The following is a 20,192-nucleotide window of genomic DNA, read 5'->3' as shown; positions in this document are numbered from 1 at the left end:
CACCATGAGTATCAAATAGGCCCACCTTGGTCATGGAGAGATCCACCTGACATATAATGAGGAAATACACTGTAAAGTGTAAATCTTCATTAGGAGGCTGATCAAATAAATGATCAAGTATCGAGAAATTCTTCGGCTTCACAGCCAAGGTGTGAGTCAACGTGGCATTGCTGCCAGTTGCCAGTGCTCACGGACCACAATCCGTAATGTGGTTGAACGGGCAGAAAGGCATGAGATTTCATGGCCTTTCGATAAAAACATGTCGGATGCAGATCTTCAGGAACTCCTTTTTCCGGAAAAAAGGAGTCAGTCCAATCGAAAAATACCGGATTGCGAATATGTTCATAAAGAAATGGCCAAAAGTGGTGTCACCTTAAGTTTGTTGTGGCATGAGTACCATGAACAATGCCGCTTCAATGGTGAAATCCCACTCATGTACAGCCAATTCTGTCGGTATTATCATAAGTATGCCAATACCACCAAAGCCACTATGCGCATTAAGCGCAAACCCGGTGAAATGCTGGAAGTGGACTGGGCTGGAAAGACTGGTTTTATTGTTGATAATCTAACCGGTGAACTTATTCCAGCCTATATCTTCGTAGCGAGCCTATCTTGCAGCCAGTATGCCTATGTAGAAGCCTTCCTGTCAATGGATATGGAAAGCTGGGTCAATGCTCATGTTCATGCGTTCAAATACTTTGGTGGAGTGGCCAGAATCCTCGTGCCAGACAATTTAAAAACCAGTGTAGATAAAGCCTCTCGACCAGATCCCAAGATTAATAGAACCTATCAAGAAATGGCCGAGCATTACGGGACAGCAGTCATTCCAGCCCGAGTCAGGCGCCCCAAAGACAAGCCCCATGCCGAAAGTACGGTGGGTATTATTTCCACCTGGATCATTGCCTCTTTGCGAAACCAACAGTTCTTTTCATTACACGAACTGAATAGCGCCATCCGTCTTAAGCTGGAAGAATTCAACCAGAAACCTTTTCAAAAGAAGCCGGGAAGCAGGAAAAGCGCCTTCCTAGAAGAGGAAAAAGCACTGCTTTTGCCTTTGCCTACTTCCCCATACGAGCTTGCCACCTGGTCAACGGCGTCCGTACAGTACGATTATCACATAATTGTGGATAAAAATCACTACTCAGTGCCCTATGAGTACATCCGGCATCAAGTGGAGGTACGTATAACCAGCAAAACTGTTGAAGTTTTTTACCACAATCATCGCATTGCTTCCCATATTCGGATTCGCGGTCAGGAAGGCCAGATTGTCACGGTACCGGATCACATGCCAGAGAAACATAAACAGTACCTGGCTGTAAATGCTGATCATTTTAGGAATTGGGCTGCTTCCATTGGACCTCATGCCGTCATTGTGGTGAATGCTCTTTTGTCAGCATCAAGAGTTGAGAAACAAGGTTACCGTTCTTGTACATCGCTTATGAAACTCGCTGACAAGTATTCTTTATCCCGCTTTGAAGAAGCGTGCCAGCGGGCACTTTGTTACACGCCCAGTCCGAGTTTCAAAATCATCCAGACCATCCTCAAAACCGGTCAGGATAGAATATCAGTCCAATCAGATCGACAAAAAGCGACAAAAGACAATCCCAACATCTACGGATTTGTCCGGGGTGCCGGCTACTATGGAGGAAAAGACAATGATTAATTCTACGACCATGAACAAGCTGCATGACATGCGACTCTCCGCTATGGCGGATGCTTTCAAACGCCAACTGTCTGATGAGAAATATCAGGAGCTATCGTTTGAAGAACGGGTTGGTATTCTTGTTGATGTGGAATGGGCTAAACGCAGAAGCAATAAACTGCTCCATCTCATTAAAAAAGCAGATTTCCGCTATCCTCAGGCTAGCATTGAAGATATTGAATACCATGCCGACAGGAAACTAGATAAGGCACAAATCCTACGGCTATCTGGGTGCGCTTACATCCAGGAGAAACGCAACCTCATCATCATGGGTGCCTCTGGAAACGGGAAATCTTATGTTGCCTGTGCTTTTGGTATGGCGGCTTGTCGCAACTATTATACCGTTAAGTATATCCGACTACCGGATCTTCTGGATGAACTGGCAGTGGCTCGAGGTGAAGGTGTCTATCAGATGGTGATGAAGAAGTACAAAAAGGTTGGCTTACTCATTTTGGATGAATGGCTCTTAACTCCACTTAAAGACACCCAGGCAATGGATCTCCTTGAGATCGTTGAAGCAAGACATCAGAATGCTTCTACTATTTTTTGCACCCAATTTGCTCCACGTGGGTGGCATGAAAAGATCGGCGAAGATACACTAGCAGATGCCATTCTTGATCGTATTGTCCATGATTCCTATACCATCCTTATTGACGGCAAAGTGTCAATGAGGGAACGACATGGGATTAAAAATTGAGCCAGAACTAAGTAATTAAGAGTGTATTTATGTCTGCCGGTTAAAGAGGCTGATGGATAGTACCGACCTCTTGTGGACAACCCTCCGCTTCGTGGACGACCAAAACACGTTGTTCACGCTCTCCACAGCCTCGGCATCTGGTGTTCTATAGAAATCTTAATCTTGTTCCTTCAAACTACCCATCAAAGAGTACTATTCTCAGAACAGTAAAACTCATGATTCGGAAAAGTGGGCTTATAGCTATTGTGGTTCATTTAAACCGTCATATATAGCTATGGAGTTAACGTATGCACCTAGTGGATTTATTTGGTGCACTCGATGGGTCTAAAACATCATACTACTGGGTTTATCATAAGACAATAAACATCTTTCATATCGTTCACCAAATTATAGTAGTGATGATGAAATTTCATACTGTTCCGCTTTCCGACATACGGATAAATGATATCACCGGATTCAATGTTTGCATTTCCTTCAAATCCCCATAATCCTCTATTCCCCTCCCGTGCTTTGGTCTGGGGCGGTAAAAATAGTTCCTGATGGGTAATATTCGGTGGGATGGTCATGATCTGGGCATATCCGTTTTCAATAAGCTAGGTATTGACGAAAATGCCATCAACATAAACGTAAGTGAGGATCCTGCCGTATTTGTTTCGTTCTTTTATATCGAGCTCGAGATACACCTCTTTTCCTTCTACTAATTTTCTGTTTGCTTCATAAGATTCTTGAGCGTAAGGGTTTGGTATCCCATTGTGAAATTCTGGAGTGTCTATGCCAATATAGCGGACCTGTTCTCCGTTTGATAATTCGATGGTATCGCCGTCAATGACTCTCGAGACCTCGTAGGTTTGTGCAATAGTTGGAAGAGTGAGCAGGGTGATCAACGTGATGATAATGAAAATCTTATTCAATTATCTTTCTCCTGATTTTTTTTACTTTTCTTCCACAGCTACTGACCAATTGCCTATTGCACTGATAGTTAAGTAGTATTCACCTGGCTTATGAAAATATGAAACATCTGAACATGGTTCCGTAGTGTTGGCTGCCATATCAAAAAATGAAAATGCGTCCTCGTCTTTGGGATATACATATATCTGAAACAACATACCTTTGTTTGTCCATTTGATTCGCCATTCATCTGATTTGATGGTAAACGATTCAGTGTTCTTGATGCCATTTCCATTCCACGATTTGATTACTTTCCAGGATTCCTCATTTAATTTAGTGGATTCAGAATCACCCATTTTTAATCGTGCGATTTCAATCATTTCCGAGAGGAAATCGATGGCTTTTTGATAATTCCCCTTTTCGTAAGCCTCTTGAGCTTTGTTACCAAGGATGCTGAAACCATTAGATGCGAAAGAGGATACATTAATAAATAACGATACTATCATAGCAAATACTATCATCAGTAAATATTTATTCATATTTTCAATCTCCATTATTAATTATCGGCATAATGGAAAAAAAATTCCACATGCACATCTCAGCTATGTCTTTTGTTACCAGGAGCCAAGCGAAGGAATCGGCTTCTTTTTCGATCTGGGTTCACCAGGTATTTATGACAGAAAAAAGAGTTACAGGTTCTGTTATCCAAGGAGTATAAAATATCCAATTTCATGAAGGATGGTATGAATACGCTCATGTTCAGGTAGGGTAGAGTTTGATTATTATTTTAAATTTTTAATCGATGACGATCAGCATCCTCCTTGGTACCTGGAAAAATATGCAAATTCTATATGTCCCTTTTCAGCGACCTTTGTTTCCTAGTTTTAACTACAGACTGAAGACAATCGAGCAACTATTTCGTCCATTCGGTCAATATCAAATGGAAGCAAATTAATTGATGATATATTGAATGTATCGACAGTAGTTTCCCGGATTCTTGGATTTTAAAGGAAAAGTAAATTTAATTTAATTATTAAAATTAACATTGATGATGTCTCCTAATAATCTTTAATAAATTATTTCATCATTTTTAAAGTTATTGGTCTCAATCCTAATTTTGTACAAGCTGTTCTAAAATCTTCCCTTAAAAAAGACCAAGCAAATTTAGGAATTTGATTTTCAATAAACATCTTTTTTGCTTCATTATTTTTTAATGATTTTTCCAATTGTTCAAGAATTTGGATATCAAATAATAGTTTATATTCAACTCGAAAACTCATTATTTTTTCATTATTCTGTTCGATTGCAATTCGAAATGACGCGTTTACAGCCATAATATTTTGATTAATATTAAGATCAGAGATACTTTTTCCAATATTAATTGTTATTTCGCCTTTTTCAGGTTGCTTTTCAATCTTATAACCCATAATCGCAATGTTTATATCTTCGAACTCAATACTATCTAAGATTTTTCTAAAGTCTTCAAATGTTTCTTTTTTCATGCCGCGTATTCCAGATTCTTATCTAATAATTGTAAATTACCAGTATATTCCTCTTTATCATCTTCCATGATAATGTATTTCTTCGTTGTCTTCTCGTAAATATTTATTTGTTTCTTTTCATGTTTTATAGTAGAGTATTGCATTTCTTCGAGTTTTTGAGTAAATAGGTCTTCAATCAGATCATCCGTTAATATTCCTTTTTCCATAGCACATTTATCAATAATGTGTCTATATTTATTGGGGACCACAAATGCATAATCTCCATTTGTTGTTATTGATAAACGACCACCCAGCGCTTTGGATAATCTGGCAAGAAAATCATATCCTGGTTTATGTTTTAAGCTTTCAAAACGTGATATGGCTTCTTGTTTGGTTCCCATTCGATTCGCAAGTTCTTCTTGAGAAATATTTTTAAAAAGCCTCTCTTCTTCTACTTCTAAAACCAAACGAGATAAAGCCTTATAATATTCAATCTTGGACTCAATTTCTTTATTATTTTTTAAATTATTAAAAAATTCCTTTAATGTTTTTTCCACCACTATATTTCCTCCTCTTCCCATCTTCTATATTCAATCAGTCTCTTTTTCGCATTCCTTGTTTTTGCTTTTCTATCTGTTTTTACTTCACAATCAAGCAATACAATTTTATTATTTTCTAAATTTGAAAAAGCAAAATATACCCTTAAAACTGCACTTTTTGATTGTTTTGGACATCGTAATTCCCATAATCCATCCCCTAGATTAGTTATGGTTTCAATTTTTTGATATATTTTGAATTGCTCTCTTCCATAATCTTTTCCCAAATTATGAATTATTTCCTCAAATAAACTAATAAATTTTGGGTATTTTTTAGAAATATTAGACAATTTATCTTCTACGTATTTTCTCGAATTTGGGCGAATTTCAGAAGGGAAAAAAACTATCTTCATTAACGGTTCACCAATAATATAACACATTTGTTATATTGTCAATTAGTATTGGGAAAAAAATTAACGATGAAATCATGGTTTTTATCTCCCTAATTTGGTTAATTATGCTATTAATAAAATATAACTTCAATATACCTTTTCCCCGATCCTCGGCCCTTTTACAAGAAAATTCCAACAGCACTGTTCTTTGATAAAATTATCCACCGCGAGAAAGGCGAAGCGTAATTACTGGGGTCAGGTCTTGATTCTTGAATTTTAGACCTACTGCTCTCCTCTCATGATAATCATTTATTCTTTATTGTTTTTTACTGTTGCTCTCTCAACCGCTTTTCCTCTATGAAATAATGAAATTATTCCTCCGGCTTACAATTCTTGCATCTTCACCCACCAGAAGTCAGAGTTTCAGGTCTTGATTCTTGAATTCTGGGGATTTGGGATTATGAAAAAGATGGAAAGATGAGATCCTAACGCCCTCAAATAATGAGGGGGTGAGGGGGAGAAAAATGAAAGAGATGTGGACTAAGGATGACTTCATTTTTTTATTTTGTGTAGGAACTTGACTTATCGTGTCAGTGAATTGATTTCTAAGGGAAAAAAATAAAGATGAACCGGTAGAGATTGCCACGTCACTTCGTTCCTCGCAATGACGGATTATATTGATGTGCTCCTCACGCAGGAAAGCACTGCTCAGGATGACATATGTGGTGCCAGATAAGATTCTCATGTTCAATTTTCCGCCTCAATTTCATGAGTAACATGGTATCTTCAATAGGGTCTCCACTAAAATTATCAGCAACGACGGCAACGTCGATATCGCTTTCAGGCGAATGAGTCCCTTTTGCATAAGAGCCATATAGATAAAGATGTCGCACCCTTATTTTTTTCTTTAATTAAATTACCAAAAGCTTTTACAATTTCTACTATTTTTTCTCTATCATCGATAGAAGCCATACCCTGACCTCATTGATTTTTTTTAGAATCTCCATGAATTTCTGAGACTCAGGGTTATGTTCCTCAATCTGAATCCTTTCATTTATTTCCGTTATAAACCTCCAATTACCATGTCCAAATTATTAATAATTACAACAATTTGGCATATTCCCTAGCGCCGTAGAAGAACCTTAAAACAATTACCGTTTTATTGCTCTCATCTACTTTATAGACAAGGATATAGTTTTTTATAACAGCCTTGTGGTAGTCTTCTTTTTCCAAACGACTATAATTACATTTGGAATACATTTCTGGATTGCTTTTCAGATAGCTGTAACATTTGTCAACTTCGTAAAGAAAATCTGACGCAGCCGTTGGATTCGCCAATTGGATAGCAATGTACGATATAATACTATCCAAATCCTGATGAGCAAGTTCTGTGACAACCAGCTTATACATTGTACTTTTCTTTAATTCTCTTCAGAGATTCATCCCCGTCAAGTATTTTCCCCTCCGTCAATTGCTCTTCAGCAGCATTCAGCTTACGGTATACATCAGACATGAATAACTTTTCTTCATACATTTTCATGCTCATGATAACCATATCCCCGTATCCGTTTTTAGTTATAAAAATAGGCTCATCCGATTCATGACACATCTGTGAAATCACACTTGTATTTTTTAAATCGCGAATTGGAATGATTTTTGGCATAATTATTTGACCTCCTAATGTGGCCTTATTATACCATAATTATGCCTATATCATGCAATCATTTATTGGTTTATTATAATCCTGAGGGTCAGGTCTTGATTCTTGAATTTTGGGGAGATGGGAATGGAAAAAGATGGAAAGATGAGATCCTCACGCGGGAAAGCACCGCTCAGGATGACACCTGGGGCTTGAAATTTCCAGAATTTCTGGGGTCAGGTCTTGATTCTTGAATTTTTGAATTAGGTTTTACTAAAATTTTCGATACTGGGCAAATTATACTTCGTCATAGGCTTTGAGAAACTCGTCCCGTGAGATGCCTGCTTGAGTACAGATAGTTCTAAGGTAGAAGCTTTGATTCGTGGATGATTGGGCATTGTAAGGGGCGTTGTGCTTCCATCATGGTTCTTCCGAATCATGGCAATGTGTTCTCTCTCGCGCACAATTCGAAAACCGAGAATTTCTAAAGACTGAATGACTTTTCGCTTTGGGGCATCAGTAGGAAATTTTTTTGACATCACTGGTTAAAATTGGTTTCAGCAACAAATGCCTCTAATATTGGTGGGTCAATTTCGAAGACTTCTTTTCCAAAGGTGTTAATGTGAAATCGGATAGCAGACTTCACATCTTGAAGAGCTTCCTCGTAGGTCTCTCCCTGTCCAACCACGACTCCCCGAAGTCCCAAAGGGTAGGCCACATACCCATCGGGGTGCTTTTCCACAATAATTTTAAGTTGCTGCACCGAGACACCTCCTCTATAATAATAATTCTTTCCGAAAACACTACCTATTACATTGTATTAAGGAGAAAATGTTTAATAATGGTGATTATGCAAATCTTCATTTATTATTTTCTGTAAAGTTTTCCTGGTTATTTGAATTAGAAGAAAAAGAATCGTCTTCAGTTAGAGGTTTTTCTTTAAAATTGAACGGAGTGGTTTGGATAGTTTCATGGTAGAGGAACTGATGATCTAAGCTCTCAAGAGTGGCTCGAATATAAGTACGAAGTGTGGTCTCACCTAAATTACCAATTAAAGCATTAACATCAAGCTTTGCATCCCAGTTGTAGGCTTTTCCATGTAATTCGACGATTCGTTCTAAGAGTTCTGAAATGGATTCCTCTGAAACTGGAGTGACAACTAAACTTTGAGGGCTCAGGGCAAATTCAAAAAACTCCGTCATTTCGTTATAAGCGCTTTTTCCAAACTTTTCTTCAGCTAATTTAGGCATAAGGGTACGATCATCCTTCCCTCCATACCACATTTCACTCTGAAGGCTGGTTGCTGCTGCAGCGATAACGTAAATTGGATAGTGATGAGCATTCGACCAATTAAGCAACCATTGAAGATTTTGATAAGCTTTGAGTCGGGATTGACTACCCAAGCGTCCCACAAGTTCTAATTCATCGATAAGAATGACCCACCCGCGATAACCACAAAAGACTATCGTGTCTGCTAAACATCCAAAGTAAGCTTTTGCGTGGTCAATCATTCGAAAGCTGGTTTCAAAAGTGGGAAATTTTTCAGAGCAGTTCTGACGATGGATTCGCTTCAATTCTGTCAATGGAATACGAGTACCCATTAAGTCTCCATAAAGCAAGTTCTGCTCTTCTCCAGCTGAATGTAAATAATTTTCTATAATAATTGCAGGGAGAGGATGTATATATCTGTCGGGTACAAGTATTGGTGTTTTTTGAAGATCGCTGGCATGTTTTTTTGATAAAGCACGTTCCAGTCCGAACATCGAAGAATCAGGAGTCCTTAAACGAGAAGCAGCCCGGCCATAAAAATGAAAAAGATTATGGCAGGATACCTCACGACTGAGTGAGACGAAGCTCACTGCAAATTGTCGATCAAGAGCCAAATGTTCGGTAGTGGTTAAAACGTGGGTTTTGCCCTGACCGTATTGACCCCATATTAATCTACCACGAGGTATTTTTCCGGTGGTTAATAAATCGAGGTCAGCACGAAGGGTTTCGGTGAGGTTTTTACGAAGATCCGGTAAGGTTCTCGTCGAAATTCGCGTTGGTACTCCAGTTCGGAGGGCTTCAACTACTTTTATGGCTTCCATACGATTTTCATTATAATGGTCCATATTAATATCCCTCCTTTTTTTTCATAAACATGGCATTTTCCATTACAACAGCCCGAAGCTTACTCATGGTCGAGGTGTCAGGGAGTACTTCAAGATATTTCCGTTCATATCCTGCCGAGGTAAAAAGTTCATTCATTTTAGAAGTTAATTTTGTTTCTAATTGGTCATCCAATGCTTTTACGAAATCATCCATGTTTACAATATCAGCAAAACGATTAAATCGGTTAACTGTTACTAAACCTGATTGTAAGCGCATCCAAAGGGCTTCATAACTTTTAAATCCCCTTTTTTCATCTTCTAGCATAGGGTATCGACCAGATAATATCATTACAAAACTTTCTAATAACTCTGTGTCATCAATAAGTTGTCGTATTATCTCGCAGACATCTTTAATGGCATTTGGTGTGTAATAATAGCGAGCTGTTTCTGGAGAACGGCGGGTTATGATATCTACGTCATCGATAAGAACAAGCAAACCACTCCATCCTGCATACTTCAATAGACGAATCAAAGAATTGAGCCAATAACGAGCATTCGATTTTTGCAGTTTCTCAAATAAATAAGTCGTTTGTCGTTCCTGTCGCTCTAATTTTTCACCAGACAACCATCGTAAAGCCGTCGTTAAGGTTCCATCCCTGCCTTTTATCATACGTTCTTTAACTACTGTATAGGCAAATGCTGAGAATGAACTGCCGAAATCAGCATCTTTAAAAACTTGACTGGCAGTATTGCGAATTTCTTTTTCCGCTGTAACCTTCGTCATACCATCTTCAACCATTATAGGAAGGAGGCGTTCCGATCCATCATAATGATTGCTATCATATCCAAGCATACTGGCTGTTTTCCGGCAAAGGCCTCGGACCAGCTCTTCTAAATCAATTTGTGAGACTATCATTATGTACAATGAGGTAAGGTCATTTAATTTAAAATAAAAATCACGGAGTGAGAAAAATACGGTGGCGTAACCTTGATCACGTGCTTCTTGTTCTATGCAGCGTAATAATTGAGTTTTACCTGTTCCTTCTGATCCAACCACAACCTTGACCTTGCTTCCACCCTGGTAAATAAAATTATTGAGATAGTATTCTTTAAAAAAATCCAGCCAAAGTTCACGACCAATGGTAATAGTTTTTAGGATATCAGAATTAATTGGAGGTTCCCCTCTTTTTAAAAGCTCGATGTCTTTTTCGTCAATCAACATGAGGGCGTTCCTCCTTGTAAATGGTTAAAGTACTGATTCGACTTTCTCTGCCTTGACTATCTAAAATAACTAAAGCTTTCCTTGCACTTCGAGTAAATCCAAACTCAAATACATATTCTTCATTCAATGAAAGATCGAATCTTTCCTTTAAAAGACCTAATTCAAATTGAAAGAAAATTTTTGGATATTCTTGATGAGTTGAACGTCTTACTGTGAGTATTTCATAAATTTTATCCAGAGAAACCGCTTTTCCCCATAGAGCTTCCTTTTGTTTGTATGAAAGGCAATTGGCTATCTTATAGGCGTTGAGTAAATCCTTAAGAAAAATCTTAGAATTAAAACGCCAGTTATATATTGCCTTATATTCATTGGCGATTAAAATTGCCAATTCTTGTGGTTGTAAAACAGAAAAACGTTTACTTTTCCTACCCAAGATAAGAAGAACTTGATAATTTTCCAAATCAAAATGGAGGTGATAGGGTGGAAAAATATAATCTGGAAACTTACCTTGAAAAAGAATGTTTGATTCAGCGAGTTCGTGCTCAAAGTCTTTGATGAATTGTTCATTGGTTACAAATTCTTTATGAAGAGTCATTTCGTTTTCAAGATAAGGTTCCAAAGCCTCCCAGGACTTTTTAATTTTATTTAAAGATTCTTGGAATTGTTGTTTCATCTGTTCATAAAACCGAAAATCCCAATTTTTTTGGGCTTTTTTCAGGTGTTTAACACTTTTAGATAAGATATGGGTATTATCTTCGAGTAAATTCCAGCTGATAGGTGGTGAACTTTCTTTTGGATTCAACTCCATATGAGTATCCTCCCTTTTTTTGGTTTTCATAATTTTTAGGATAAGTTAAATGTTTTGTTTTATATATACCTTGAATAATAAATATTTGCAACAGAATCCTGAGAGTCTGGTCTTGATTTTTGAAATTAAGTTAGATTAAAAAATGGAAATTCGAATGAGATCGTGGTAATGGAACGCTCTTGAAAAAAATGGAAAAGATGAGATCCTCACAGATTCTCAAAGCAAATCCTCATGATGACGGATTAAAGAATTCATTTGATGGTATTTATCAGGATAGGCACTCCTGCTGATTCGCAGCACGAGATAAAAATGAAAAAAGCTAAAGGAGTACTGGAATTTATAGAGAAGTGAGTTTTTATATTTTAGAATTCTCTAAATAAATTTCTCAATTGTATGTTTCAATGTATAAACTGAGAATTATGAAAAATATAACTCTACCTGGCTGAGAACAGTTCATCAACAAGCGTTTCCTTATCAATTTCCAAATGATCGGAAATAGCTTTTAGTATATTGTTTAAAGTACCAATATGAATAGCTTTGTGCAGTGGAATGGTTATATGATGATCACCATTTTTCTGAGTAGTGAGTCGAATATGACTTCCAATTTGACGGGTTACCTTATACCCATAAACTTCTAACAATGTAGCCAGTTGGCTACCAATTATATTCCGGGGAATTTTCATAAAACGATAATTTCATCCTTAACGAAATGAAGACGAATATAGAGAGGATATTCTTCCTCTTCAAAGTGACACTTAACCGCTTCTTGAATATTTACTTTTAGTTCTGGAATGGAATCGGCTTCGGTGAATACAGAAAAACCCAATGCTCTTGCTTCGTACCCTCCTTCTGGTGATTCTTCTACCAAAAAAATAATTTCGTCTTTCATTGAGAAATACCTCACTGTTTTTGTTTGCCCTATTTTATCATTGAATCCTTTTTAAATAAAAGATTAAAAAAAATGGGAATCAAGTCTTGGTTCTTGAATTTATAAAAGGTTGTGTGTGCAGGAAAGGATGAGGTTGTCAACACCTCTATCCTCTTTGCAATGACGGATTTAGATAGGAAATGTCATTTTTCCTTCAAAAATCCAAGAATCAAGAAGAGATAGACCCCAGGGATTTGAGATATTAATTAATTGTGTATTCTCCGGTGAGGGAGAGAAATTCAGAGGCATAAAGCAGGGCTGCTCTAATATCATCTGCTTGAATAAAAGGGTATTCCATTTGTATTTCTTCAGGGGTCATTCCAGAAGATAATTTTTCTAAGATGATTTCTACCGTCAAACGGGTTCCACGAATGACTGGTTTTCCTAACATCACCTTAGGATTGGTTTCTATTCTTTTAAGAAGGTCTTCTCTCATATATTAACCTCCAAAGGAATAAATCTGACTTTTTTTGGCGATAAAACAACGAAATGATTTGCAATTTTATCTTGATGATGTTCCAAAACAAATTGAATGGTAGTTATTTTTTCAATCGCTTTCTGGTTTTCAAACCGGAATAAAATTATTCCTTTTGTCATTTTTTTCTGCCGGAAAACAAATTCACCAAAGTCTTTATCATTCGTGATGAGAATAAAATTATTTCTTTGAGCATAATTTAATATATCTTCATCTAACATAGAAGTACTTAATTCAGCAACCGATTGGACTAAATACCCAAACTGTCTTAAAAAATCAATAATCGTTTTTTCAACATTCACATCAGCAAGAAATTGCAATGTCTCATTTTCTCCAAACTGAGGCATATTTCTACCACTCATTCCACTTAATAATGTTACTGAAGTAGTTGGTATTTTCCTTTTTGTGTTTCCAAAAATAATTTACCATATAATAATGCTCATAATATTCAAATTAAGAAAGAGTCCTTCCCCTAAAACAATTATTTTCAAATTTATTATACCATCTAAGAGAGACAGGAACCATTAAAGGAATTTTGCTGAATTATTGATCATTTTTTAAAATTGAAAGAATTCCATCAAATGAATTGTTCATCAGTGGGGTCAGGTCTTGATTCTTGAAGTTCGGGGATTTGGGATTATGAAAAAGATGGAAAGATGGGGTCCTCACGCAGGAAAGCACCACTCAGGATGACACCATCGATAACAGATGAAATTGCCAGGTCGCATAATCCATCCCAAAAAATGACAGCCAAGGAGGAAACGAACAGGAATAAACTACTCGTTAGTGGGGTCAGGTCTTGATTCTTGAAGTTCGGGGATTTGGGATTATGAAAAAGATGGAAAGATGGGGTCCTCACGCAGGAAAGCACCACTCAGGATGACACCATCGATAACAGATGAAATTGCCAGGTCGCATAATCCATCCCAAAAAATGACAGCCAAGGAGGAAACGAACAGGAATAAACTACTAATGAGGTGATAGGTCGTATTTTATGAGCAATTGAAACAGAAAGCATGGTTCAAGTTAGTAAATTTCTTTTCCAGTCGTGATTATTTCTTTTGCCAAAGGATTGGATAAATTGAATTCTTCAGTTTTGAATGGATGAGGTTCAATGCGATAATCAATTTTCCGCCTCAATTTCATGAGTAACATGGTATCTTCAATAGGGTCTCCACTAAAATTATCAGCAACGACGGCAACGTCGATATCACTTTCTGGCGAATGAGTCCCTTTGGCATACGAGCCATAGAGATAAAGATGTCGTACCCTTATTTTTTCTTTAATTAATTTACCAAAAGCTTTTACAATTTCTTCTATTCTTTCTCTATCATCGATAGAAGCCATACCCTGACCTCATTGATTTTTTTAATATTCTCCGTGGTAAAGTCGTAATCACATTTCCTATAGAAAAAAAATTCATAATCTGGATATCGAATTTTGATATTGAATGTTGTAAGGAGATCAAGTGTATCTTTTTGCTCCTCAGTTGTTGCAATTCCAGCTTTTTCAGCTAGCCTCACCAAATCGTGAGTTCTTGGTGGATTCTCATTGATATTTTTCACATAGATAGCCTTTATCAGTTTTTCGATTATGAGGTGACCAATGAACAGACTCCAGTGATAATCCTTGCTTTGATACAAGTTCAGCATGGTTTGATAATCACGATTGGCTGATTCAATCCAATATGATATGAACGCATTTTTATCCATAATTTAGCTCATATTATCTTAAATATTGGATTAAATTATACCATAAGAGAAAATTAAGAAAGAAAACGTGGAGTCTATCCTGTAAACTACACAGGATAGCAGCCTACGGCTACATTGGACTGTCATCCTGAGCGGTGCTTTCCCGCGTGAGGATCTCATCCTTTCATTATTTAAAAAAAAACATTACATGAGATTGCCACGTCACTGCGTTCCTCGCAATGACGGTTTTAAATAGGTATTTTCATTCTCATCAGGTGCCGCTATGCGGCATGAGGGTCTATAATCGACATTTTCATCAGCAACAATTCTAAGTTTCAATCAACTCCTCCTGAGATATGACATCAGCAGAATAAGAAAGTGCTGCAAAAATGTCTTCTTTTGTCAGATGAGGATAAGCTTCAAGTAATTCTTCTATCACCATTCCCTCAGATAATTTCCTTAAGATGAGTTCAATGGTAATTCTTGTCCCCTTTATTACAGGCTTGCCAAGCATTATATCTGGGTCGGAAGCTATCCTTTCCTTATAATCCATTGTTTCACCTCGGAAATGTATCTTTCTTCCCTGATTTATTACTATACTCCATCATTCATCAATAATTTAAAGTCAAAATTCAGTTGTGGCTAGGTCTTGATTCTTGAATTTTGGGGAAATGGGAATGGAAAAAGATAGAAAGATGAGATCCTCACGCGGAAAAACATCGCTCAGGATGACGCCTAGGTTGTCAGAAGAGATCCTTATGGATTCTAAGTACGAATCCTAAGGATGACGGCAGGAGTGGATGAGATTGCCACGTCGTCGGGCACAAAAAAGTGAACTCTTTTCATCTCGTAGTTTACAGGTTTAATATATTCTTTATAATGAATGGAAGATACAGTGATTAAATGTATAATGAATTCCTTTCAAAATATTGGACTTTTTCCAAATGGGGTTTATTGATGAATGAAAGAAGAAAAAAACCATTTAAAGTCTCAACTGAGATCAATAATCGAAAGAAGCTTTTGAACCAGGAATTAAAACGCTACATTCGCTTGTTGACCAAACACGGTTCTCCTGAGAAATTGATTCTTTTCGGAACTCTCGCTCAAGGAGAGCTCCATGAATGGTCGGATATTGATCTTGTGGTTGTCGAAAAAAGCAATTTACCTTTTTATCAGAGGCTACGTAAGATTCGAGAATTAATCCAACCACAGGTAGGGTTAGATATTGTCGTGTATACCCCTGAAGAGTTTGATCAACTCCAAGCGAATAGCCCTTTCTTTAGAGAAGAAATCATTGCTAAAGGAAAGATTATTTATGAACAAAGCAAGTAACCGATGGTTCATTTTTGCCCAGCAAGATTTACAAATGGCGGAGCTTGCTTACCAAGATGGAATTTATAATCAGGTTTGTTTTCATAGCCAGCAATGCATTGAAAAATGTCTTAAGGGTATTTTAGCCAATCAAGGGAAAACACCACCTCGAACCCATTCGATAGTCGACCTCTTCAGTTTAATTCCTCAAGATTTTCTTTTTGAATTGAGAAGCCGATTGAGTCAAATGGATATCTTCTATATTCCTACCCGCTATCCTGATGCCTTACCTGGGATTTTGGATGAAAGTTTACCTGGAAAAGAAGAGGCAGAGGAAGCAATTGTCTTAGCTCGTTTATGTTGGCAAGCAATAAAAAGCTGAATTAATTTTAAACTTAATAAAAGAATTCATGGAATCTATTAAATAGTTTTTGATTATATATGGGGGGTCAGGTCTTGATTCTTGAATTTTAGACCAATTACTCCCCTCTTTTGATAAATTATAAACCTTATAATTTTATTTGGTATGGCTCTCTCAACCGCTTTTCTCCTTTGAATAATGGAGTTATTTGTCGGGTTTACAATTCTTACACCCTTTTCTCCCTGAAGCTTGGGCTTCTCCAAGGCTATGAAAATGAATGAGATTTTCTTCTTTGATGGTTGCAACCTACTCAAATGTTATTTTGTGAAATACCTTGGGTTTTTTTGATGCAATATATTGAAAGCTATCATTTGAGGTTGGGACGGATACCAATCCAAGCATTTGAAGGGAAGATCGAAAAGCTTGTTCTGGTAATTGTAAAAGGTCTGCTTCAGGAAAGACCTGGTATGAATTTCCATCGGTTTGGACTAGTTTATATTTAGCAAAATATTTCAGTAAACAGAATAGGAAATTTTTTGATGACGTGATCATCAGTGCTATTCTTGACTGGTTGATCCATCGCTGTCATCTATTGGTGTTTACAGGAAAGAATTATCGTTTGGAACATTTAAGTTTAAATCACTAATCTCATATGGGGTGTTGGAGTTTTTATTTGCCAAATGCAGGTTGACTTGTCAGATACATCAATGAGAACTAAAAAAGGTCGGAGATAAACAGTTAAGAACCTTCCCGCCCTTTTTTAGTTATAATAATTTTTATTAATAATGAACGCGAAAAAATCAAAATGTTGTTCTTATAAATTCTATCTCAATATTTATTCTAAAAACTTAATTATCCAATAATTCTCAAAATCTTCTTTAGGTTCCACGCTAACAAGCGTGCATCCAGTTAGCGATTGGTTATAGTCAAGCTTCACCATCGATCCATAATTAGGATCAATACTGTACGGTCCCATAATACAGGTATCTCCCTTAAAACATTCAAAAATTTGTTCAATTTCACTTTTATTCGTTACATAAACTCCTGTATACAAACCAGGTTCTGCTATAATTTTGTCACCAATTTTAATTACTTCAAAAGTATTATCTTCTTTCCAATAATCTCGAATTTCTATTTTACTAGTCCAAACCGGGCTAAACGGCAACGCAGCATGTGCCCACGCTGGAACATGTACTGTAGCCTGTTGGTGTGCCATACTTTGTGCTGAAGGTTTTTTTGTTTCATTTAGGTTTGGGGCATCAGGAATATTAGTTAACGAACAACCTACAACGAGCATCATTATCAATGTTATGGATAGAATTTCAACGAACAATTTTTTATTCAATGTTTTCCCTCCCAATAAATGCTAAGTAAAATCTCATAATAATTAACACCTTACAATCCAAATAAATACTATTCATAATGATACAAAATTCGAAAAAGCTTTAAATTATTGCCGCCATTAAAATGATAGATCAGTGAAAATTCATGAGTTGTTTAGTTTGATCGTTTAACACGTTGTTCTCTTTTCAATTTCTAAGTTTATCAGGAAACACCTCCTTTTCTTTATATTTTCTTTACTTAATTAAGTTAGGAATGAACTAGTATAAATAAAAATCCACCTGAATATCAAAAGACTCAGATTCAACTCCTTTCCTAAGTTCCCCCTCTTTTGAAAAGTAAATTTATTTACTTTTCAATCTGTAATACCGGCTTCTCATTAATCATTTTTCCAAAAACATTTTTTTATTCAACTTTCAAAAAAAGAATAATTTTGTATTTTTTCTTCATAAGACAACGAATACAATTTTAATTACTAATGTATACAACCATTTATTCAGTAAGACTGAAAAATATTTAAAAAGGATATTTCCAGCGTATACGAAAGTTTTAAAGTACTAGTAATTATTATGATTTAAATCTTATTCATATCCTTTTACTAATTTATTATGCATTATGTCTTGTCACAAACATAAAAACGATTATCTTCAAACAAAAAAATATATATTTTTTATACCATAATTTTTTCTAACTTTTAAGGGATAATAGTCCCACTCTAAAAGGAAAAGTCCCATTTATTAATTATCAATGAAACCTTAGGGATCAAATCCTGTGGGGTCTATCATATAATTATAAAAGGAAAATCAAAGATTTCCAGATTAAATATGGTATTCAATTTAAGACCGGGGTGTGGCTGTTGGGGTCCGTGACAATTTCTGGGGTCAAATCTTGATTCTTGAATTTTCTTAGCTAAACAATCTAATGGGCAAAACAGCTGAGCTTTTTTTCATAATTGAACCTCTATGACTTACTCTTTTGATTCTCCTCCAAACGACTACCCATGACAAGCTTCTCTTCAATGCTTGTGCTGATACAAAAACCAAATCCTGCTAAATAATCAATAAACATTTTTCTATATTAAAACGGAGAATCAAAATAAAAAAAAATCTTAAGGGTTTTACTCATATCGTTGGTGTTTAAAGTATTTTAGAAGAATTATATGGAAGTCGATTCATTTTTTCTTCTTTCGGTTTTGCACTCTGCGATTTACCTTTTGGTAAATTTGACTTTTTTCCCTTTTCCCAATTCCCCAGATTTCTACAATAACTCTATCTTCTAAAAGAAGGCGGTAAACGATACGGATTTTTTTATCATCGGTATAGAGCTTATAAAATCCAGTGAGGTTGATATCATTGAGATTACCGAGTGGTTTTCCCAGATAGGGGTTTGCCGCCAACTCATCGATCTTTTTTGCCACCTTTTTTCGTACTTATCCATCCAAACGACCAAAGTCCTCTACCGCTTCGGTGATGAATTCAATTCTATGAGTCATAATTCATAATCGTGCTTGATTTCTTCCCAGGATTTGTTCTTCGCACGATCATAGTTGGCCATTCTTTCCAAAACCACATTGGCGATTGAGGATTGTTCAAGCTCCTCTTCCAGTTTTTTCAAATGGTAGTATTCATCAGGATCTAAAAGAACGGCGGACACCACATTGTTTTTCATGATATAGAGCTCTTTTTTGGTATTTTGGAGTTCTCGTATCCTTTTCGTCATTTCCTTCTGGAACTTGGTTATCGAGATCATGTTATCGCTATCAATCAACACATTATCATCCCTTCCACTCTTTTAATATATAATTATATATACAATTATATCATTTATTCTACTTAAAAAAAATGTGGGGTCAGGTCTTGATTCTTGAAGCTCGGTGAATTGGGGTTATGGAAAAATGAAAAGATGAGATCCTCACGGCTTCGAAAAGCGAATCCTCAGGATGACATATGTGGTGTCAGATGAGATTTTCACGCCCTCAAATAATGAGGGGGCGAGGGGGAGAAAAATGAGAAAAGAAGAGGATTCAGGAAAACAGCTTTTTTAAATCTCTTGTAGAGGCTTGAATTGTCATGATAACTAATGGATTTACAATGTAAAAAAAATAATAAAGATGAACCAAGTGAGATTCTCACGTCGTCCAACCAAAAAAATGGTTGGACTTCTCGCAATGACTGAGCAGTAAAAAATCAAATCCCCCTAACCCCCCTTTTCTAAAGGGGGAAATTGTTTCTTGAGTAAATATTCTAATCCTCATCCGGTACTGATAGGTAGCATGAGAGTCTATTCCGAAAACCCAAGGGCATGATAAACTAAGCCCAAAAAAAGATTTTAAAAAGAGTGCCATTCGGATTGGTGTTTTCCCGCGTGAAGATTTCATTTTTTATATGCTTTTTTTTAAATACTTTAAATGATGAGATTCTCACCTCGTCCGGCAAAAACACCGGACTCCTCAGAATGACAGGCTGGGTGGATGAGATTGCCACGTCGTCCAAACAAAAAACTGGTTGGACTTCTCGCAATGACTGAGCAGTAAAAAATCAAATCCCCCTAACCCCCTTTTCTAAAGCTCATCGTGTCCCATAACCTTACTCTGGACACAATGGGCAAAAGGTGCTATACTCCTCCGC

29 protein-coding genes and 2 pseudogenes are annotated in these 20,192 nt (G+C 36.6%); 5 read left to right on the top strand and 26 right to left on the bottom strand.

Annotated features, from left to right (window positions below; translation table 11 throughout):
• The first annotated feature begins 109 nt into the window (after window positions 1-109).
• Together istA and istB are read left to right on the top strand one after the other, a co-directional pair.
• Window positions 110-1,663 carry an IS21 family transposase gene (gene istA / locus RT761_RS11450; protein WP_218110944.1) on the top strand — a complete coding sequence of 518 codons (1,554 nt, stop codon included), beginning with the start codon at window positions 110-112 and terminating at the stop codon, window positions 1,661-1,663.
• A complete protein-coding gene (gene istB / locus RT761_RS11445; RefSeq protein WP_218110943.1) occupies window positions 1,656-2,399 on the top strand; it encodes an IS21-like element helper ATPase IstB in 744 nt (247 codons plus the stop codon). Before istA ends, istB begins: the two co-directional genes overlap by 8 nt.
• Window positions 2,400-2,731: 332 nt before the next feature.
• On the opposite strand, the gene RT761_RS11440 is transcribed toward istB, so the two are convergent.
• The 22 genes and pseudogenes from RT761_RS11440 to RT761_RS11340 all read right to left on the bottom strand — a co-directional run bounded on the left by RT761_RS11440 (window position 2,732) and on the right by RT761_RS11340 (window position 15,105).
• The gene (locus RT761_RS11440) at window positions 2,732-2,965 is read right to left on the bottom strand and encodes a hypothetical protein (RefSeq protein ID WP_218111554.1); all 234 of its coding nucleotides are present in this window, start codon (window positions 2,963-2,965) and stop codon (window positions 2,732-2,734) included.
• A gap of 27 nt (window positions 2,966-2,992) precedes the next feature.
• Window positions 2,993-3,310 carry a thermonuclease family protein gene (locus tag RT761_RS11435; RefSeq protein ID WP_218111553.1) on the bottom strand — a complete coding sequence of 106 codons (318 nt, stop codon included), beginning with the start codon at window positions 3,308-3,310 and terminating at the stop codon, window positions 2,993-2,995.
• Window positions 3,311-3,331: 21 nt separating this feature from the next.
• Window positions 3,332-3,826 carry an outer membrane protein assembly factor BamD gene (locus tag RT761_RS11430; RefSeq protein WP_218111552.1) on the bottom strand — a complete coding sequence of 165 codons (495 nt, stop codon included), beginning with the start codon at window positions 3,824-3,826 and terminating at the stop codon, window positions 3,332-3,334.
• Between the two features lie 537 nt (window positions 3,827-4,363).
• Window positions 4,364-4,789 (bottom strand): hypothetical protein, encoded by a 426-nt coding sequence (locus RT761_RS11425; protein ID WP_218111551.1) that lies wholly within the window; start codon window positions 4,787-4,789, stop codon window positions 4,364-4,366.
• Window positions 4,786-5,328 carry a helix-turn-helix domain-containing protein gene (locus RT761_RS11420; RefSeq protein WP_218111550.1) on the bottom strand — a complete coding sequence of 181 codons (543 nt, stop codon included), beginning with the start codon at window positions 5,326-5,328 and terminating at the stop codon, window positions 4,786-4,788. The genes RT761_RS11425 and RT761_RS11420 overlap by 4 nt, the downstream gene beginning before the upstream one ends.
• On the bottom strand, window positions 5,328-5,717 hold the full coding sequence (locus tag RT761_RS11415; protein ID WP_218111549.1) for a hypothetical protein: 390 nt from the start codon (window positions 5,715-5,717) through the stop codon (window positions 5,328-5,330). Before RT761_RS11415 ends, RT761_RS11420 begins: the two co-directional genes overlap by 1 nt.
• A gap of 668 nt (window positions 5,718-6,385) precedes the next feature.
• On the bottom strand, window positions 6,386-6,589 hold the full coding sequence (locus RT761_RS14320; RefSeq protein ID WP_218111548.1) for a nucleotidyltransferase domain-containing protein: 204 nt from the start codon (window positions 6,587-6,589) through the stop codon (window positions 6,386-6,388).
• Window positions 6,537-6,668 carry a hypothetical protein gene (locus RT761_RS14210; RefSeq protein WP_281387978.1) on the bottom strand — a complete coding sequence of 44 codons (132 nt, stop codon included), beginning with the start codon at window positions 6,666-6,668 and terminating at the stop codon, window positions 6,537-6,539. The genes RT761_RS14320 and RT761_RS14210 overlap by 53 nt, the downstream gene beginning before the upstream one ends.
• 129 nt (window positions 6,669-6,797) lie before the next feature.
• Window positions 6,798-7,106 carry a type II toxin-antitoxin system RelE/ParE family toxin gene (locus tag RT761_RS11405; protein ID WP_218111547.1) on the bottom strand — a complete coding sequence of 103 codons (309 nt, stop codon included), beginning with the start codon at window positions 7,104-7,106 and terminating at the stop codon, window positions 6,798-6,800.
• Window positions 7,099-7,359: a type II toxin-antitoxin system prevent-host-death family antitoxin gene (locus RT761_RS11400; RefSeq protein ID WP_218111546.1), complete on the bottom strand. Its 261-nt coding sequence runs from the start codon at window positions 7,357-7,359 to the stop codon at window positions 7,099-7,101. The genes RT761_RS11405 and RT761_RS11400 overlap by 8 nt, the downstream gene beginning before the upstream one ends.
• A 273-nt stretch (window positions 7,360-7,632) precedes the next feature.
• Window positions 7,633-7,874, bottom strand: a pseudogene (locus RT761_RS11395) (type II toxin-antitoxin system HicA family toxin).
• Window positions 7,874-8,098, bottom strand: coding sequence for a type II toxin-antitoxin system HicB family antitoxin (locus RT761_RS11390; protein ID WP_218111544.1), 225 nt, complete (start codon window positions 8,096-8,098; stop codon window positions 7,874-7,876). Before RT761_RS11390 ends, RT761_RS11395 begins: the two are co-directional and overlap by 1 nt.
• A 97-nt stretch (window positions 8,099-8,195) precedes the next feature.
• Window positions 8,196-9,449, bottom strand: a complete 1,254-nt coding sequence (locus RT761_RS11385) for a BREX system ATP-binding domain-containing protein (protein WP_218111543.1) — start codon at window positions 9,447-9,449, stop codon at window positions 8,196-8,198.
• 1 nt (window position 9,450) lies between these two features.
• Complete coding sequence (locus RT761_RS11380) at window positions 9,451-10,650, bottom strand: BREX system ATP-binding domain-containing protein (protein ID WP_218111542.1); 1,200 nt, start codon at window positions 10,648-10,650, stop codon at window positions 9,451-9,453.
• Window positions 10,640-11,458, bottom strand: a complete 819-nt coding sequence (locus tag RT761_RS11375; protein ID WP_218111541.1) for a hypothetical protein — start codon at window positions 11,456-11,458, stop codon at window positions 10,640-10,642. Before RT761_RS11375 ends, RT761_RS11380 begins: the two co-directional genes overlap by 11 nt.
• Window positions 11,459-11,892: 434 nt before the next feature.
• On the bottom strand, window positions 11,893-12,141 hold the full coding sequence (locus tag RT761_RS11370) for a type II toxin-antitoxin system HicA family toxin (RefSeq protein WP_218111540.1): 249 nt from the start codon (window positions 12,139-12,141) through the stop codon (window positions 11,893-11,895).
• Window positions 12,138-12,347, bottom strand: coding sequence for a hypothetical protein (locus RT761_RS11365; RefSeq protein WP_218111539.1), 210 nt, complete (start codon window positions 12,345-12,347; stop codon window positions 12,138-12,140). Before RT761_RS11365 ends, RT761_RS11370 begins: the two co-directional genes overlap by 4 nt.
• Before the next feature lie 241 nt (window positions 12,348-12,588).
• The gene (locus tag RT761_RS11360) at window positions 12,589-12,822 is read right to left on the bottom strand and encodes a DUF433 domain-containing protein (protein WP_218111538.1); all 234 of its coding nucleotides are present in this window, start codon (window positions 12,820-12,822) and stop codon (window positions 12,589-12,591) included.
• Complete coding sequence (locus RT761_RS11355; RefSeq protein WP_218111537.1) at window positions 12,819-13,208, bottom strand: DUF5615 family PIN-like protein; 390 nt, start codon at window positions 13,206-13,208, stop codon at window positions 12,819-12,821. The genes RT761_RS11360 and RT761_RS11355 overlap by 4 nt, the downstream gene beginning before the upstream one ends.
• Window positions 13,209-13,887: 679 nt before the next feature.
• The gene (locus RT761_RS11350) at window positions 13,888-14,208 is read right to left on the bottom strand and encodes a nucleotidyltransferase domain-containing protein (protein ID WP_218111536.1); all 321 of its coding nucleotides are present in this window, start codon (window positions 14,206-14,208) and stop codon (window positions 13,888-13,890) included.
• Window positions 14,178-14,573 carry a HEPN domain-containing protein gene (locus tag RT761_RS11345; protein WP_218111535.1) on the bottom strand — a complete coding sequence of 132 codons (396 nt, stop codon included), beginning with the start codon at window positions 14,571-14,573 and terminating at the stop codon, window positions 14,178-14,180. The genes RT761_RS11350 and RT761_RS11345 overlap by 31 nt, the downstream gene beginning before the upstream one ends.
• Window positions 14,574-14,880: 307 nt before the next feature.
• Window positions 14,881-15,105, bottom strand: a complete 225-nt coding sequence (locus tag RT761_RS11340) for a DUF433 domain-containing protein (protein ID WP_218111534.1) — start codon at window positions 15,103-15,105, stop codon at window positions 14,881-14,883.
• A 404-nt stretch (window positions 15,106-15,509) separates the two neighbouring features.
• On the opposite strand from RT761_RS11340, the gene RT761_RS11335 reads away from it, so the two are divergent.
• From RT761_RS11335 to RT761_RS14315, 3 genes and pseudogenes are all read left to right on the top strand, one after another.
• Window positions 15,510-15,884: a nucleotidyltransferase domain-containing protein gene (locus RT761_RS11335; RefSeq protein ID WP_218111533.1), complete on the top strand. Its 375-nt coding sequence runs from the start codon at window positions 15,510-15,512 to the stop codon at window positions 15,882-15,884.
• The gene (locus RT761_RS11330) at window positions 15,868-16,245 is read left to right on the top strand and encodes a HEPN domain-containing protein (RefSeq protein ID WP_218111532.1); all 378 of its coding nucleotides are present in this window, start codon (window positions 15,868-15,870) and stop codon (window positions 16,243-16,245) included. Before RT761_RS11335 ends, RT761_RS11330 begins: the two co-directional genes overlap by 17 nt.
• A 496-nt stretch (window positions 16,246-16,741) precedes the next feature.
• Window positions 16,742-16,870, top strand: a pseudogene (locus RT761_RS14315) (ATP-binding protein); the annotation flags it as partial.
• A 189-nt stretch (window positions 16,871-17,059) separates the two neighbouring features.
• On the opposite strand, the gene RT761_RS11325 reads toward RT761_RS14315, so the two are convergent.
• The 4 genes from RT761_RS11325 to RT761_RS11310 all read right to left on the bottom strand — a co-directional run bounded on the left by RT761_RS11325 (window position 17,060) and on the right by RT761_RS11310 (window position 20,106).
• Complete coding sequence (locus RT761_RS11325) at window positions 17,060-17,569, bottom strand: hypothetical protein (protein WP_218111531.1); 510 nt, start codon at window positions 17,567-17,569, stop codon at window positions 17,060-17,062.
• Between the two features lie 1,167 nt (window positions 17,570-18,736).
• Window positions 18,737-18,982, bottom strand: coding sequence for a type II toxin-antitoxin system RelE family toxin (locus tag RT761_RS11320; protein WP_218111530.1), 246 nt, complete (start codon window positions 18,980-18,982; stop codon window positions 18,737-18,739).
• 71 nt (window positions 18,983-19,053) lie between these two features.
• On the bottom strand, window positions 19,054-19,335 hold the full coding sequence (locus RT761_RS11315) for a type II toxin-antitoxin system Phd/YefM family antitoxin (RefSeq protein WP_218111529.1): 282 nt from the start codon (window positions 19,333-19,335) through the stop codon (window positions 19,054-19,056).
• A gap of 633 nt (window positions 19,336-19,968) precedes the next feature.
• Window positions 19,969-20,106, bottom strand: a complete 138-nt coding sequence (locus RT761_RS11310) for a hypothetical protein (RefSeq protein WP_218111528.1) — start codon at window positions 20,104-20,106, stop codon at window positions 19,969-19,971.
• Window positions 20,107-20,192 lie beyond the last annotated feature (86 nt).

This window comes from Atribacter laminatus (assembly GCF_015775515.1).
In the GTDB taxonomy this organism is placed as follows: Bacteria; Atribacterota; Atribacteria; order Atribacterales; family Atribacteraceae; genus Atribacter; species Atribacter laminatus.
This window is presented reverse-complemented; position numbering and strand designations above follow the sequence as displayed.